Origin of the sequence: Pseudomonas sp. R38(2017), assembly GCF_002112395.1 — a bacterium.
GTDB lineage: Bacteria > Pseudomonadota > Gammaproteobacteria > Pseudomonadales > Pseudomonadaceae > Aquipseudomonas.
In genome coordinates this window covers 234,181-249,224 of the sequence record NZ_NEHN01000009.1, presented here as the reverse complement: position 1 = coordinate 249,224, position 15,044 = coordinate 234,181, and the positions used below count along the sequence as shown (strand labels likewise).

The 15,044-nt window shown below is 58.8% G+C and carries 13 protein-coding genes; 6 read left to right on the top strand and 7 right to left on the bottom strand.

Annotated features, from left to right (window positions below; translation table 11 throughout):
- Window positions 1-15: 15 nt before the first annotated feature.
- The 5 genes from CAF87_RS22995 to CAF87_RS22975 are packed head-to-tail and all read right to left on the bottom strand — an operon-like array spanning window position 16 to window position 4,861.
- Window positions 16-1,041: a polysaccharide biosynthesis/export family protein gene (locus CAF87_RS22995; protein WP_085733202.1), complete on the bottom strand. Its 1,026-nt coding sequence runs from the start codon at window positions 1,039-1,041 to the stop codon at window positions 16-18.
- A 21-nt stretch (window positions 1,042-1,062) separates the two neighbouring features.
- Window positions 1,063-1,710 (bottom strand): CpsD/CapB family tyrosine-protein kinase, encoded by a 648-nt coding sequence (locus tag CAF87_RS22990; protein ID WP_085733201.1) that lies wholly within the window; start codon window positions 1,708-1,710, stop codon window positions 1,063-1,065.
- Complete coding sequence (locus tag CAF87_RS22985; RefSeq protein WP_085712111.1) at window positions 1,710-2,456, bottom strand: sugar transferase; 747 nt, start codon at window positions 2,454-2,456, stop codon at window positions 1,710-1,712. Before CAF87_RS22985 ends, CAF87_RS22990 begins: the two co-directional genes overlap by 1 nt.
- 18 nt (window positions 2,457-2,474) lie before the next feature.
- Entirely contained in the window at window positions 2,475-3,512 is a 1,038-nt protein-coding gene (locus CAF87_RS22980; RefSeq protein ID WP_085733200.1) for an NAD-dependent epimerase/dehydratase family protein, read from the bottom strand.
- On the bottom strand, window positions 3,509-4,861 hold the full coding sequence (locus tag CAF87_RS22975) for a UDP-glucose/GDP-mannose dehydrogenase family protein (RefSeq protein WP_085733199.1): 1,353 nt from the start codon (window positions 4,859-4,861) through the stop codon (window positions 3,509-3,511). The genes CAF87_RS22980 and CAF87_RS22975 overlap by 4 nt, the downstream gene beginning before the upstream one ends.
- A 391-nt stretch (window positions 4,862-5,252) precedes the next feature.
- On the opposite strand from CAF87_RS22975, the gene CAF87_RS22970 reads away from it, so the two are divergent.
- The 5 genes from CAF87_RS22970 (at window position 5,253) to CAF87_RS22950 (ending at window position 11,863) form a co-directional block, all read left to right on the top strand.
- Complete coding sequence (locus tag CAF87_RS22970) at window positions 5,253-6,950, top strand: sulfatase-like hydrolase/transferase (RefSeq protein WP_085733198.1); 1,698 nt, start codon at window positions 5,253-5,255, stop codon at window positions 6,948-6,950.
- A 50-nt stretch (window positions 6,951-7,000) separates the two neighbouring features.
- Window positions 7,001-7,654, top strand: coding sequence for an ABC transporter ATP-binding protein (locus tag CAF87_RS22965; RefSeq protein WP_085733197.1), 654 nt, complete (start codon window positions 7,001-7,003; stop codon window positions 7,652-7,654).
- Window positions 7,651-10,122: an ABC transporter permease gene (locus tag CAF87_RS22960; protein ID WP_085733196.1), complete on the top strand. Its 2,472-nt coding sequence runs from the start codon at window positions 7,651-7,653 to the stop codon at window positions 10,120-10,122. The genes CAF87_RS22965 and CAF87_RS22960 overlap by 4 nt, the downstream gene beginning before the upstream one ends.
- Entirely contained in the window at window positions 10,112-11,179 is a 1,068-nt protein-coding gene (locus CAF87_RS22955) for a lipocalin-like domain-containing protein (protein ID WP_085733195.1), read from the top strand. The genes CAF87_RS22960 and CAF87_RS22955 overlap by 11 nt, the downstream gene beginning before the upstream one ends.
- A 105-nt stretch (window positions 11,180-11,284) precedes the next feature.
- On the top strand, window positions 11,285-11,863 hold the full coding sequence (locus tag CAF87_RS22950; protein WP_085733194.1) for a hypothetical protein: 579 nt from the start codon (window positions 11,285-11,287) through the stop codon (window positions 11,861-11,863).
- A 327-nt stretch (window positions 11,864-12,190) separates the two neighbouring features.
- On the opposite strand, the gene CAF87_RS22945 is transcribed toward CAF87_RS22950, so the two are convergent.
- Window positions 12,191-13,012 carry a glycosyltransferase family 2 protein gene (locus tag CAF87_RS22945; protein ID WP_085733193.1) on the bottom strand — a complete coding sequence of 274 codons (822 nt, stop codon included), beginning with the start codon at window positions 13,010-13,012 and terminating at the stop codon, window positions 12,191-12,193.
- Between the two features lie 243 nt (window positions 13,013-13,255).
- Here CAF87_RS22945 and CAF87_RS22940 point away from each other — a divergent pair, with 243 nt between their 5' ends.
- Window positions 13,256-14,074 (top strand): VanW family protein, encoded by an 819-nt coding sequence (locus tag CAF87_RS22940; RefSeq protein ID WP_085733192.1) that lies wholly within the window; start codon window positions 13,256-13,258, stop codon window positions 14,072-14,074.
- A 368-nt stretch (window positions 14,075-14,442) separates the two neighbouring features.
- On the opposite strand, the gene CAF87_RS22930 is transcribed toward CAF87_RS22940, so the two are convergent.
- Window positions 14,443-14,940: a hypothetical protein gene (locus CAF87_RS22930; RefSeq protein ID WP_085733191.1), complete on the bottom strand. Its 498-nt coding sequence runs from the start codon at window positions 14,938-14,940 to the stop codon at window positions 14,443-14,445.
- Window positions 14,941-15,044 lie beyond the last annotated feature (104 nt).

Below are 15,044 nucleotides of genomic sequence, written 5' to 3'. Positions count from 1 at the left end.
CAGGTCACCCGAGAGTCAGTTGTTGTTGCTGCCCTTGTTGTCGACGCGGTAGCCGAAGCTGAACCCCACGCCCTGGAACAGCACCACGTCGGCCAGCTGCCGTGCCAGATCACCGGCACTCGCCAGTTTGGTCTTCGGCACGTAGAGCATGTCGTCAGGTTGCAGGTAGGCGATTTGCGAGGCGTCGCCGGCCAGCGCTTTCTCGACGTCGTAGCGCACGGCCTGCACCTGATTGCCGTTGCGCCGCATGATCATCACCGAGTCCAGACGCGCCTTGACGTTGGTACCTCGGGCCAGCGTCAGTGCTTCGAGCACAGAAACCGGTCGGCGAATCGGATATGAACCTGGCTGACCGACTTCACCCAGCACATAGATCTCGTTACCGGCGGTGGACTTGAGCAACACGTCCACGGTCATCCTTCCCGGCAGTTGCGCATAGCGTTTGTTGAGGAAGGTTTCCAGTTGATTGACGGTCATGCCTTGCAGCGGCACGGCACCGATTTCCGGGAAGCTCGCGTAGCCGTCAGTGCCCACGGTGATCTCGCGGCTCATGCCGGTGGCCGGGTGGTTGAGGGCGCTTTTCAGGTTCTGCTCGTTGGTCAGCGGACTGATGATCTGCACAGTCAGCTGGTTGCGATTGGGCTGGAACAACTGTTTGCGCTGATAGGCACGCTGGATTTCATCCCGGGCCTCATCGCTGGTCAGCCCGGCGATTTTCACCGAAGTGTTGGCCCCCGGCAGATTGATGGTGCCGTCCGGCAGCACCAGTTGATTGCCGTTGAGCTGGCTGGCAGCGGTGAAGTTCAGGCCGATCTGGTCACCCGACTGCACGCGGTAAGCGTCCGAGCCGCTGGTGCTGATGTGGAAGATCACGTCCAGCACATCCTGCGGGCGCAGGGTCTGCTCGACCTTCGGCATGTCGGTGGCCTGGGCGTTGGCCGGGGTGGCGGTGAGGATATTCACCGGCATGGTCTGGGTTTCGGAGTTGCTGGAGCAACCTGCAAGCGGCAGCATCAGCAGAACCAGTATCTTGGCGTTCATGGCGTCATCCCTCGCGTTTGCTTACAGGTTTTTGTACAGCCATTTGGGCATGTAGTACTTGCGCCGGTTGAACACGCTGCCGACCACTTTCGCCCCGGCCTGGGTCAGCCGCTGCACGGCCGCCTGGGCGACCTCCCAGCGGGTGTCCTCGGCACGTACCACGAACACCACGCCATCGACCTGAGTGCTGATGACCAGCGTGTCGGCCGCCGAATACACCGCATCGCCATCGATCACCACGAAGCGGTACTGGCTGCCCAACTGATCGAGCAACGGGCTCAGACGCTCGGCGGTCAGGTGCTCCATGGTGCGGATCGGCCGGCCGTTGGGCAGCACGTGAAACGGCAGGCTCGACACCTGCACCACGCAGTCCTGCAACAGCGGCGGGTTGTCGGGGTTGAACAGCAGGTCGCGCAGGCCGCGCTCCTTGCCCAGGTTCAGTTGCTGGGTGAGGTTGTTCGCCGACTGACTGGCATCGACGTACAGCACCAGTCCGCTGCTCATCTGTGCCAGTTGGCTGGCCATGGCCAGGGCGCTGGTGGTGGTGCCGGCGCCGGGGTTGGCGGCGGTCAGGAACAGGATCCGCAGATCCAGGTCCAGCACGGTCGACGTCAGGTTCGACTCGCTGGGGCTGGCAATGCTCAGGTTTTTGTTGGTTGAACCGTCCATTAGCTTGCTCCGTGGCCGCTGAATACTTTGAAAGGGGTTTTCAACAGGATCTTCAAATCAAGCAACAGGCTCTGCTCGGCGATGTAGCTGAGGTCCAACTCAACGCGCTGGTCGAAGTCGATATTGCTGCGCCCGGAGATCTGCCACAGGCCGGTCATGCCGGGGTAGATCGCCAGACGGGCGAGGTGTTTGTCCTTGTAGCGGTAGGCGTTGAACGAGGTCGGACGAGGGCCGACCAGGCGCATGTCGCCGGTCACCACATTGATCAGGTTGGGCAGTTCGTCGAGGCTGGTGCGCCGCAGGAAACCGCCGATCCGGGTGATGCGCGGGTCCTGGTCGATCTTGAAGTCGATCGCGTCGGCACCGTGTTTGTTGAGGTGGCGCAGCGACTCTTTCAGTTCTTCGGCGTTGGCGACCATGGTGCGAAATTTGTACATGCCGAACTTGCGGCCGCGGTAGCCGGTGCGTTTCTGCACGAACATCACCGGGCCTTTGCTGGTGAACTTGATGGCGAGCGCCAGACCGATCAGCAGCGGCGAAATCATCACCAGGATGACCAACGCGCCGAAGCAGGCCAGCACCCGGTTGGTGCGGGACAATTGCCACGGCCGGCCGCCCTCGCGACCGGTCACCCAGCCCTGGCCCTGGCGGTGAATCGCCGCGTCGAGGCGCATTCGATGTTCCGGATCCATGCGTTTGTCACGAACCAGATGTTGGATCGGTACACCTTTCTCATGTCCAGTCATGGAGTCCTCCGCTGATGGTCAGCCGCGAGCGGCGCGTGGGCGATAGGCAGTGGGGTAGTAGTCGCGATACCAGGCGATGAAACGCCCCAGTCCTTCATCCAGCTCTATCCGGGGCTGGAACCCGGTGGCCTGGGCCAGATCGTCGGTGTCGGCACAGGTGTTGAGCACGTCGCCCGGTTGCAGGGGCAGCAGCTCGACAATGGCTTTCTGGCCGAGGTGTTTTTCCATCAGGGCCAGGTAGGTTTTCAGCTCCACCGGATGGTGGCCGCCGATGTTGAACAGGCACCACGGCGCCATGCTGCTGCCCGCGTCGGGGTGCTCGCGGTCCCATTCCGGATGGGTATGCGGCGGATGGACCGTGAGGCGAGCAATGCTCTCGACGATGTCGTCGATATAGGTGAAATCACGCTGGTGCAGGCCATAGTTGAAAAGCTTCAACGGCAGGCCTTCGGTGATGGCCCGGGCGAACTGGATCGGCGACATGTCCGGCCGGCCCCAGGGCCCGTACACCGTGAAAAAGCGCAGCCCGGTGCAGGGAATGCCGAACAGGTAGCTGTAGCTGTGAGCCATCAGCTCATTGGCTTTTTTGGTCGCGGCGTACAGTGACAACGGGTGATTGACGTCGTCATGCACCGTGTACGGCGTGTGCTGATTGGCGCCGTACACTGAACTCGACGAGGCATAGATCAAATGCTCGACCGGATGATGCCGGCAGCTTTCCAGAATGTTCAGGAAACCACTGAGATTGCTGTTCAGATAGGCCTGTGGATTTTCCAGCGAATAACGCACCCCGGCCTGCGCCGCCAGGTGGATCACCACTTGCGGGCACTCGCGGACAAACAGCGCATCGACAGCGGCGGCGTCGGCCAGGTCGACTCTGGCAATCTGGAAGTCGCCGACCTGGCCACGCACCCAGCGCACACGATCATGCTTGAGCTGTGGGTCGTAATAGGTGTTGAAATTGTCCAGGCCGACGACCTGATGCCCGTCGCGCATCAACCGCAACACGCAATGAGCGCCAATGAACCCGGCCGCACCGGTGACGAGGATTTTCATGACCGCAACCCGTCAGGCGCGATATGCCGCAGACCGATGCCGCTGTAGTGCAGGCCGGCGGCAGCCACTTGTTCCGGGTTGTAGAGATTGCGTCCGTCGATGATCACCTTCGAGCGCAGCTTGTCGGCCAGCAGTTCGAAGTCCACCACGCGAAAGTTCTTCCACTCCGTGCAGATCACCAGTGCGTCGGCGTCTTCCAGAGTGTCGTCGCGAGTGGCGCACAGGTGCAGGTCATCACGGTAACCATAAATGCGCCGGCATTCGGACATGGCTTCCGGATCGTAGGCCTGCACGCTGGCGCCTTCGGCCCACAGGGCATCCATCAGATAACGGCTGGGGGCTTCGCGCATGTCATCGGTGTTCGGCTTGAACGCCAGGCCCCAGACGGCGATGGATTTGCCGGCCAGGCCCTGCGGGAACTGCGCCTTGAGTTTGCTGAACAGGATGTGCCGCTGCGTATCGTTGACGTCGGTGACACTGCGCAGCAATTTCAGCGGCATGCCGTTGTGTTCGGCAGTGTGCAGCAGGGCGCGCAGATCCTTGGGAAAGCACGAGCCACCGAAGCCGCAGCCGGGGTAGATGAAGTGATAGCCGATGCGCGGATCCGAGCCGATGCCTTTACGCACGGCTTCGATGTCAGCGCCCAGCAGCTCGGTGAGGTTGGCCAGTTCGTTCATGAAGCTGATGCGAGTGGCGAGCATCGCGTTGGCCGCGTACTTGGTCAGCTCGGCGCTGCGGTTGTCCATGAACATCAGTTTTTCGTGGTTGCGGCAGAACGGCGCGTAGAGTTCGCTCAACTGTTCCCTGGCTTCAGGGTCCAGGGTGCCGACGATGATCCGGTCGGGGCGCATACAGTCGGCGAGGGCGCTGCCCTCCTTGAGAAATTCCGGGTTGGAGACGATCCGCACGTTGAGGCCGCTTTTGCCGCGCCGGCGCAATTCGTTGTTGGCGGTGTCGAGTACCTGATCCGCCGTGCCGACCGGCACTGTGGACTTGATGATCAGGGTGCGATCGGCCTCCATGAAGCTTGCGATCTGCCGCGCCACGTTGAGCACATGACTGAGGTCGGCGGAACCGTCCTCGTCAGCCGGCGTACCCACGGCGATGAAGATCAGTTCGGCGTGTTCAACGGCATCGCTGGCCTGGGTGGTGAACAACAAGCGCCCGGCCTTGATGTTGTCTTCCAAAGTTGCCGACAGACCCGGTTCACTGATAGGCGGAACTGCCTGTTGCAGTTGTTTAATCTTGTTCGGGTCTATATCGACACACAGTACTCGATGTCCGACATCGGCAAGTGCCGCAGCTTGTATCAGGCCAACATAGCCCGTACCAAATACGCTCACGTCCATATTGGCGTGCCTCGTAAGACGGTGGAGGAAGATCGAATTGGAACTGTCAAAAGGGGTATAGCGCAGGGTGGGAAAAGCGTGTCAGCAAAATGACATGTTGCATGTGTATAACACCCCCGTTTTTGGGGGCTAATAGCCATCAAGTACTTGCTGTATCTGGATTTGTCCCGTCCTTGACATGTTTTTCACAATTCAAAGAAAACGATAAACGGTCGTAGGCCACAAAATTCAAGGGCTGTAGAGACTTGGGTGTGTCAGTAATGAGTCAATGTTTTTTTGACGCTTTTGTCCAAAGTCCGACAATTCTTGCGCTTTGATAGCGCGGTGCTAGTGTCAGAAATTGACCGACAATTCATTGACCATGCCCCGTCGGCAGTGCCCCGGAACCGCCATGTTTCGATATTTGAAAGAACTGCTTTTAGTTATTTATCTACTGCTTTATTCCGATTATTACCTTGAGCGTTTAAACGCCATGGGTATCGGCCCGGCAGTACTTCTTTTTGGCGCGATGTTTTTGGCGCTGACTTTCTCATTATTACTAACGGCCTATATAAGGCAGACTTTCATTCGGCACTTGTTCGCATTGGCGATGTTTGTTTCGGCGGTGTTTTTTGATGTTTATACCCGGGTCACCGCCGATTACCTGACGTACAGCAGTTTTGTCTCTCTGGTGTATTCGGGTGGCTTCATTCAGGAAGCGGCGTACCAGTACCGGGACGCGATCGTCCACGGGCTACTCAACGGACTTTTACTGTTGATCGGCATCGGCCTGCGGCCGCGTCATTCGATTCCGGTTCCCAATGCGCTGCGAGTCGCGGCGCCAGTGGCGGGTGTATTGCTGCTCAGCGCCGTGCTGTTCGTTCGGGCCGGAGAGGGCGCGCGCGGGTTGCCGATCATGTACACGCCTTTGGCCTACCTCAACCTGTTTGGCTACGAGGCGCTGCACAACACCGTCGGCCCCCGTGAGCCGGTGACCCTGGCGCGCAACGGCCCGGCAGTGAGCCACGACATCGTGCTGATCATCGACGAAAGCATTTCCGGCAATTACCTGGACATCAACGCGCCGTTCGGCGTGCACAGCAACCTCAAGCAGGCGCATCCGGGTGTCGAGATCTTCAACTACGGCTATGCGGTGTCCATCGCCAATTGCAGCGCTGACACCAACGTCACCCTGCGTTACGGCGGCACCCGTACCGATTACATGCGCATCAACACTACGTTGCCGTCGATCTGGCAGTACGCGAAAAAGGCCGGCCTGCGCACCGTCTACATCGACGCCCAGCGTACCGGCGGCAACCTGCAGAACCTGATGACCGACACCGAAAAAAAGGACATCGACGAATTCGTGCAATTCGACCAGACCAGCGTCCGCGACCGCGACATGGCCGCTGCGGCCAAGCTGATCGAACTGCTCAACGACGACAAACCGGAGCTGGTGGTGATCAACAAGGTCGGCGCGCATTTCCCGGTGCACGACAAATACCCGGACGCCTTCATGGCCTACCGCCCGACCTTGCCACGGGGCCAGTTCACCGAAATCGCCGACACCGGCAAGCGCGACGGCTTCAACGGCCAGCCGGATGACTGGGTGCTGTACCGCAATGCCTACAAGAACACCGTGCTGTGGAATGTCGGCGAGTTTTTCTCGCGAGTGTTTGCCCAGGCCAACCTGAACAACGCGCTGCTGATCTACACCTCAGATCACGGCCAGGACCTGCACGAGCGTGGAAACCCGGGGCTCAACACCCATTGCGGCGGCGACCCGGTGGAAGAAGAGGGATTGGTGCCGCTGGTGGTGATTCAGGGCGATCAATTGCACACGCTCGACTGGTCGGCACAACTGGCGGCCAATAAGGATCGCTCCAGTCACTACAACATTTTCCCGACCCTGCTGCAGTTGATGGGTTACGACCTGGCGGGGATCGAGTCGGTCTACGGCAAACCGCTTAGCGTGCCGACGACGGATGATTTCACCTTCAACTACCGCTTCAACGCGCGGTTGGGGGCCAAGCCCGAGTGGAAACACGTTGATCTGAACAGCATCGTGACGCCGGGTGAGGCGCCGACCAGTGTTGCAGCAGGGCAGTAACCCATCGGTATCCGCTATCCTTGGCCCACACGGATCGATCGGATGGCGACATGCTGCAGGTTCTAAACGTCTTCAAGAGCTATCTCACTCCGCAAGGCCCGTTGCCCGTGTTGCAGGGCATCGACCTGACGCTCAACCCCGGCAGCAGCCTGGCGCTGATGGGCGAGTCGGGCAGCGGCAAAAGCACACTGCTGCACCTGATCGCCGGCCTGGATAAAGTCGACAGCGGCAGCATCCGCAGCGGCGAATATCGACTCGACGAAATGAGCGAAGCGCAACTGGCCAACTGGCGGCGTACGGAAATCGGTCTGGTGTTTCAGCAATACAACCTGATCGGCAGCCTGCGCATCGAAGACAACCTGGCGTTTCAGGCGCGATTGGCCGGGCGCCATGACCCACGTTGGCAGAACCATCTGGTGCAGCGTCTGGGGCTGGGCGATCTGCTAAAGCGCTATCCCGAACAACTCTCCGGTGGCCAGCAACAACGAGTCGCGCTCGGTCGGGCGTTGGCGTCGCGGCCCAAATTATTGCTGGCCGACGAACCCACCGGCAGCCTCGACGAAGCGACCAGCAACGAGGTGCTGCGGCTGTTGCTGGAATTGCTCGACGACACGCCGACCACCTTGCTGATGGTCACTCACAGCCAACGCGTGGCCGCGCGACTGGCGGAGCGGGTGGTGTTGTCCAATGGTCGACTGACGTGAGGGTTTTCCGGCAAACACTGATCGCCTTGCTCAGTCACTGGCGACGACACCCGGTGCAGTTCTTCAGCGTGCTCACCGGGTTGTGGCTGGCCACCAGCCTGTTGACCGGTGTCGAGGCGCTCAACAGTCAGGCGCGGGACAGCTACGCTCGCGCCAGCCAGATGATCGGCGGCGAACCTCAGGCCAGTCTGAGCGCGCCGAATGGCGCGACGTTTTCCCAGCAGTGGTTTGTCGATTTGCGCCGGCAAGGCTGGTCGGTTTCGCCAGTGTTGCAAGGGCGTTTGATCCTCAAGGGCCATGAGTCCCAACGCCTGCAATTGATGGGCATTGAGCCGGTGTCGCTGCCGGCCGACAGCGCGGTGGCGGGGCAGGCGATGCCGATCGAGCGCATCGTCGAATTCTTCAGCCAGCCGGGCAGCACCTGGATTTCCCCCGACACCTTGCAAGCGTTGAATCTGACCGAGGGTGCGACACCGCAAACCGAAACCGGCCAGACGTTGCCGCCGCTGCGGGCGCAAAAAGACATGGCGCCCGGCGTGCTGCTGGTGGATATCGGCGTTGCCCAGCGCTTGCTCGAACAACCCGATCAACTGTCGCGCCTGCTGTTGCCCAAGGATTTTCACGCCGACGTACCGGCCGCGCTCAAAGGCCAGTTGCAGCTCAAGAGCAGCGGCGAAGAAAACAATCTGGCGCGGCTGACCGAAAGCTTTCACCTCAACCTCGATGCGCTTGGGTTTCTTTCGTTTGTCGTCGGCCTGTTCATCGTGCATGCCGCCATTGGCCTCGCACTGGAGCAGCGTCGCGGGTTGCTGCGCACGTTGCGCGCCTGCGGTGTCAGTGCGCGAATGTTGATCACTTGCCTGATCGTCGAACTCGGAGCGCTGGCGCTGATCGGCGGACTGTTCGGTGTCGTCAGCGGCTACTGGCTGGCCAGTGTGCTGCTGCCGGATGTCGCCGCCAGCCTGCGCGGGTTGTACGGCGCGGAAGTGGCGGGGCAGTTGCGTTTGAGCCCCTGGTGGTGGTTCAGCGGTATCGGCTTGAGCCTGCTCGGCGCATTGCTGGCCGGGGCCAACAGTCTGCTGCGGGCGGCGCGTCTGCCGTTGTTGGCGGTGGCCAATCCGCAAGCCTGGCACGAACAGCATGCGCGCTGGTTGCGCCGGCAGGCCTGGATGGCCGGAGTGTTTGCGGCGATTGCGTTGATTGCGCTGGTGTTGGGCGACAGTCTCGCCAGCGGATTTGTGTTGATGGCCGGGTTGTTGCTCGGCGCGGCGCTGGCACTACCGGTGGTACTCAGCGCGTTGTTGAACGGTTTGCTCGGGCGCAGTCGTTCGGTGCTCGGGCAGTGGTTTCTCGCCGACTGCCGACAGCAACTGCCGGCACTGAGTCTGGCCTTGATGGCGCTGCTGTTGGCGATGGCGGCCAACATCGGCGCCGGCAGCATGACCGCCGGTTTTCGCCAGACCTTCAACGACTGGCTCGAACAACGGCTCACCGCCGAGCTCTATCTGAATCCGAGTAATCCGGCCCAGGCCCGCGAGCTGTACAGCTGGCTCAAGCAACAGCCGAGTGTCACGGCGATCCTGCCCAACTGGCAGGTCTCGGTGACGCTGCAAGGCTGGCCGACGGAGGTGTTCGGCATCATCGACCATCCGCACTATCGCCAGCACTGGCCGCTGCTCGAAGCCCGGGGCAACGACCCGTGGGCTTTGCTGGCCACGGATGACGCGGTGATGCTCAGCGAGCAACTCGCACGCCGGCTCAAGGTGCGGCCGGGGGATCACCTGACGATTCCGACGCCGGGCCTGTCGTGGTCGCCGCGCATCGTCGGGATCTACGCCGACTACGGCAATCCCAAGGGCCATGTACTGGTCAACAGCAATCACCTGTTGCGCAGCTGGCCGCAATTGACGCCAAACCGTTTCAACCTGCGGATCGAACCGGCAAAGATTCCGGCATTGCTCAGCGCCTTGCAGGCACGCTTTCAGCTCGATGACAGCCGCATCGTCGATCAGGCGCGGCTCAAGGGCTGGTCGGTGCAGGTTTTTGAGCGAACCTTTGCCGCGACGGCTGCGCTCAACAGTCTGACTCTGGCGGTTGCCGGTGTGGCGTTGTTCATCAGTCTGCTGACCCAGAGTCAGAGCCGTCTCGGCCAACTGGCGCCGCTGTGGGCATTGGGCGTTACGCGCCGGCAGTTGATGCTGCTCAACCTCGGTCAGACCTGGCTGCTGGCGGTGCTGACACTGTTGCTGGCCTTGCCGTTGGGCATCGGGCTGGCGTGGTGCCTGGATGCGGTGATCAACGTACAGGCTTTCGGCTGGCGCCTGCCGTTGCGGGTATTTCCGTGGCAATTGCTGCAACTAATGGGGCTGGCGCTGCTGGCGACATTGCTGGCTTCGGCGTGGCCGCTGTATTCGCTGTACCGCACGCAACCGGCGGATCTGCTGAGGACGTTTGCCCATGAGGATTAGGTTCGTTGTGGTGTTTCTGGCGCTGTTGCTCAGTGGCTGCGACAACCCGGCACCAGAGCAGAAAGGCTTCGCCGGGATGGGCGCTCAGGCGCAGGCCTTCACACCGGTGGTGCCGGGGCGGGTGTTCAGCTTTCCGACGGATCACGGTGTCCATGACGGTTTTCGCATCGAGTGGTGGTACGTGACCGCCAATCTCAAGGATGCCCAAGGCATTGATTTCGGCGTGCAATGGACACTGTTTCGCAGCGCGTTGAACCCCTCGCCGGAGCAACCGGGCTGGGCCAATCAAACGATCTGGCTCGGCCATGCGGCGGTGACGTCGGCCAGCGTCCATCACGCCGCCGAACGTTATGCCCGTGGCGGCGTCGGGCAGGCGGGGGTGAGTGGGGTGCCGTTCGAGGCGTGGATCGACGACTGGCGCTTCGTCAGTCAGGCGAGCGATCCGCTGGGCGACATGCAGCTCAGCGCAAAGGACAAAAACTTCAGCTACCAACTACGCCTGACTTCCAGCCGTCCGCTGGTGCTGCAAGGTGATCACGGTTTCAGTCAGAAATCCGAACAGGGCCAGGCGTCGTATTACTACAGCCAGCCGTTTTTCCAGGCCAGCGGCACCCTGCAAATCGACGGCAAGACCTACACCGTCAACGGCCCGGCCTGGCTCGACCGCGAATGGAGCAGCCAGCCGCTCACCGCCAATCAGACCGGTTGGGACTGGTTCTCCCTGCACCTTGATGACGGCGCACACGTCATGCTCTACCGCATGCGCCAGAAGGAAGGGGCGCCGTACTTGACCGGTACCTGGATTGGCGCCGATGGCCAGTCTGAAACGCTGCATGCCGAGCAGATCAAACTGACGCCGCAGGACACTGCGAAGGTTGCGGGTCGTTCGATGCCGGTGCGCTGGACAATCGGCATCCCGGACAAACACATCGACATCACCCTCGATGCAATCAACCCCAACGCCTGGATGGGGCTGCGCATTCCCTACTGGGAAGGGCCGGTGCGGTTGAGTGGCAGTCAGGGCGGGCGCGGTTATCTGGAGATGACCGGGTACTGATTCGCCCCTGTGCGGGAGCGACGGTGGATCAGCGTCTATGCTCCTTGGCACGCACGGCGCTGAATACGCCGTGTGCTGCCATTCATCACAGGGAAAGTACCGCTTATGAAGCTCCAAGCACTGACGCACGCCATCGCACTTGCCACTGTCCTGTCCGCTTCCACGGCATTCGCTGCCGATATTCCGTTGTCGGCGACGGTCGAGAAGGATCAGGTCACCACCAAAGTACTGGCGGTTGATCCGGCCAATCATCAGGTTGTCCTTGAAGGCGAAGAAGGTCGCCAGGTGCATGTTCAGCTCAGCGACAAGGCGAAAAACCTCGCCAATCTCAAAGTTGGCGACAAGGTCGACATTCAAGTCACCCGTTCCGTGGCGGCCTTCCTGGACACCGACGTGGATAAAGGTCTGCCTGGCTCCACCGAGCGTACCGGTGAACTGCGCAACGCCGTGGGCAGCAGCAACCCTGGTGGCGAGGCATTCCGCCAGATTCAGGTACAACTGAAAATCACCAAAATTGATTTGAAGAAAAACCAGGTCACACTGGAAAACCCTTCGGGCCAATCGAAAACCCTCAACGTCGAGAAGCCTGAAATCCAAGCCAAGCTGAAAGATCTGAAAGTCGGACAGAGTGTCGTGGTCACTTACACCGATGTATTAAAAGTGACCAGTGAACATGAAAGCTGAGTATTAACTCTACAGATTGGCTGTTCTTGTACAAATAGTTGTATGAGAACAGTCATATGAAATTTTTGAGTGAGAGAATTCTGAAAGTTTGTCGGGAAATATCGATGATCAATATTCGTTAACGTTTTAGTACATAAAATTCATTTTCAATTAGCACGACATATCCGCCAACTTCCATTAAAATCCTTCCCGTTCGCCCAGTGTCAGGGCTCTTTACCGGTGCATGGATTGCCAGGCCATTACACTGGGCGGACACCTCCTCCGGAGAGAGGACTAAAGAATTCGGATAAAAGAAGGGCGACTGTGAAGTCGCCCTTTTTATTGTCTTCAGGATTTCGCCGGCCGCATGCCTTGCTGCATCTGAATACGCTTGAGTGTTTGCTGGTACATGGTGGTGCGGCGGTGGTTTTTCGCGTAGCCACCGGCAGCCGCCACGGTGCCGGCCTGGATGTGATCCAGGTAGCGGAAGATCGTCCGCGGCGAAAGGAATCTGATGCCGTAGCCAAGGCTGCTTAATCGATCCTGCAGCGTGTATCCCGGGACCCGGTCGTCCATCGAAAAATGCAGACCATGAGCCTTGATCAACCGTGCATTCCACAAGGTGCAGAAGCTTTTCAGGTGGGTTTCCCGGTAGGGTTTGGGTTCCCGGGAGCGCAGGCCCAACTGCAGTTTCGCCCGCCGGAAATAGTGTTTGAAATAACGTGAAGACAAGCGCCAGGTGTCTCTTAAAACACCCCGGTCAAGCTGTTCGACACAACCGACTGCTGCTGTATCCAAAGATTGCATGCACTCTTTCATCATCATTGAAAAGACAGTGCTGTCGAAAACGAAAGTATCGGTGTGCAGTAAAAACAGGTAATCGGTTTCAACCTTTTCAAGTGCCAGATCGAGTGCCTTGCCGTGAGCGATATGCCCGGCTTCTTTGCAAGGGGAAGGGCGCTCGATCAAGTTGATCCAGTCCAGAGAGCGCAAGTAAGCCAGGCTTTCGTCGGCAGAATCGTTGTCCACCACCCACACCGGAATCTGCTGTTCCTTGACGTATTCCTGGAGAAACTCCAGGCACATCCGGGTTATTTCCGGGGTTTTGTAATTGACCAATACAAGACTGAACGCGGGCTGTTGTGCCGAGGGGAAATCAAACTCTCTCATGATCCAGGCTCACATTGAATGGAATGGCTTTGTGTGCGGCAATCAACGCTCGCACCCGCTGCTTCGTGGCCCGGATGGTAGGGACGCAACCTTAGTTCAAACTTAATTTCGAAACGCTCGGCGTCGGCCGACTTGTAACGGCTTGCGACGCCTGCGCGAGCAGCGCACACGGCGATATTCCACGGTAAGATGCGCCGCCCTTTTCAGATCAAGGAAGACAACGGCCCGCGCCGTTTGCCACGGATGAAACCACTTTCCCTCTACCACCCGGCCCTCTACTGGCTGCGCGTGTGGCAAAAAAGACTGTTCCGCCACATCGCCTGGCACTGCTCGAGCAAACGCTACGCACGGCCTGCCGCGACGCCTGAGCGCTTGCCGTATCGCTACCTCAAACACACCTCCAAACTGATCCGCAAACTCGGCGACTCCGACCTGGCGCTGCAACACAACAAAGTCATCAACCTCAAACTCGCCGTCGCCGCCATTGATGGCGTCACCATCGTTCCCGGCGAGTATTTTTCCTTCTGCCGCCTCGTCGGCCGCCCGACCCGCAAACGCGGCTACGTCGAAGGCATGGAACTGTCATTCGGCCAGGCCCGCACCGGCATCGGCGGGGGAATCTGCCAACTCAGCAACCTCATCCACTGGATGACCCTTCACTCACCCCTGGTCGTCATCGAACGCGCCAACCACAGCTTCGACCCCTTCCCGGACGACGGCCGCGTCCTGCCATTCGGCTCCGGCGCGGCGATCTTCTACAACTACATCGACCTGGTACTGCACAACCCGACGGATCGCAGCTTTCAGTTGAAGTTGAAGGTGGGGGAGACGCAACTGGAGGGGGAGTTGCTTTGTGATCGGGAGCGGGAGTTTCGGTATCACGTGTTTGAGTTGGGGCATCGGTTTGTGCGGGAGGGGGGAAGGGTGTTTCGGGAGAATGAGATTTGGCGGGAGGTGCGGGAGAAGGGGCAGGTGGGGGCGTTGGTGGAGAGGGATAAGTTGTATGGGAATCGGGTGGTGGTTAAGTATGAGGTTTTGGAGGGGGTGATTGAGGGGGGATAGTGGTGATGTCGCTTTAGTCATTTGGTTTGCTTCATGTGTCGGAAGCGTTTGTCGATTCTAGCTTTCCAGGTTTTTTAATATGTTCTCTAGCGCGATTTTCAGCTCTGCCCAGTTTTTGGATTTTTCACAATGAGTAGGATTTTGCCAGTCTTGATTGCGGATTAGAGGTATTACAAAGTAACCGCGTGTGCTGAATTCTGGATACCATCCGATATCGAGTATTTGGCCGCATGGGAAGATCGATTGGACAAAAGGGGAAAGATGTATTTTCAATTTTAATCAGCAAAAAATAAGAAAAAAATAGATCTGTCCCCTTTGGATTAGAAAAATAAATAAGTTTCCTCTGGTTATAGGCCTCGTTGGTGAACTCAGTTACGAAAGTAGAGCTCGTCGATCTGCCGTCGTCGAATCGATAAATACTCTTCCCAGATTTTCGGAAAGTCTTCGTCGCGGGTAAGGGGGAAGGTCAGGTAAATGTGTTTACCACTAACGCTAATATACTGCCTCGTCCGTTTGAATGCGGGTTGCTCGTGAACTGATACACTCTCATCATAACCATCGTGGCGCTGCTGGATGCTGATCCGGTGCGGAGCAATCATTCCTCGTGAAAAGTCGATGACCCAACTGCTGTCCACGGCAGTGGTGAGGTAACCGTACACGCCATTGTCGGATAAGCGAATACACGATCTAGCGTGTACGCCCTCATCATCGTTTACCAGTACGATTTGGTCGTTGAAATAATTGATGCGGCTTTGATTGGGACCTGTTAGCAGAAGACCCCAACCCTCTGCTCCCATATGGAACTCGCCTGTATTGTTAAATTCTGCAATCCAGTCATTCGATAGGATGATTTTGTGTCTGCTCATGTTGAGTGCTTTAGTTGCTTTAGTTGGTTCAAAAAAAGGCGATTTATTTCTTCAAAGGAAAATGAATCTGTCTTTTTAGTTATTTAGTTCTGTGAAAGGTAGAT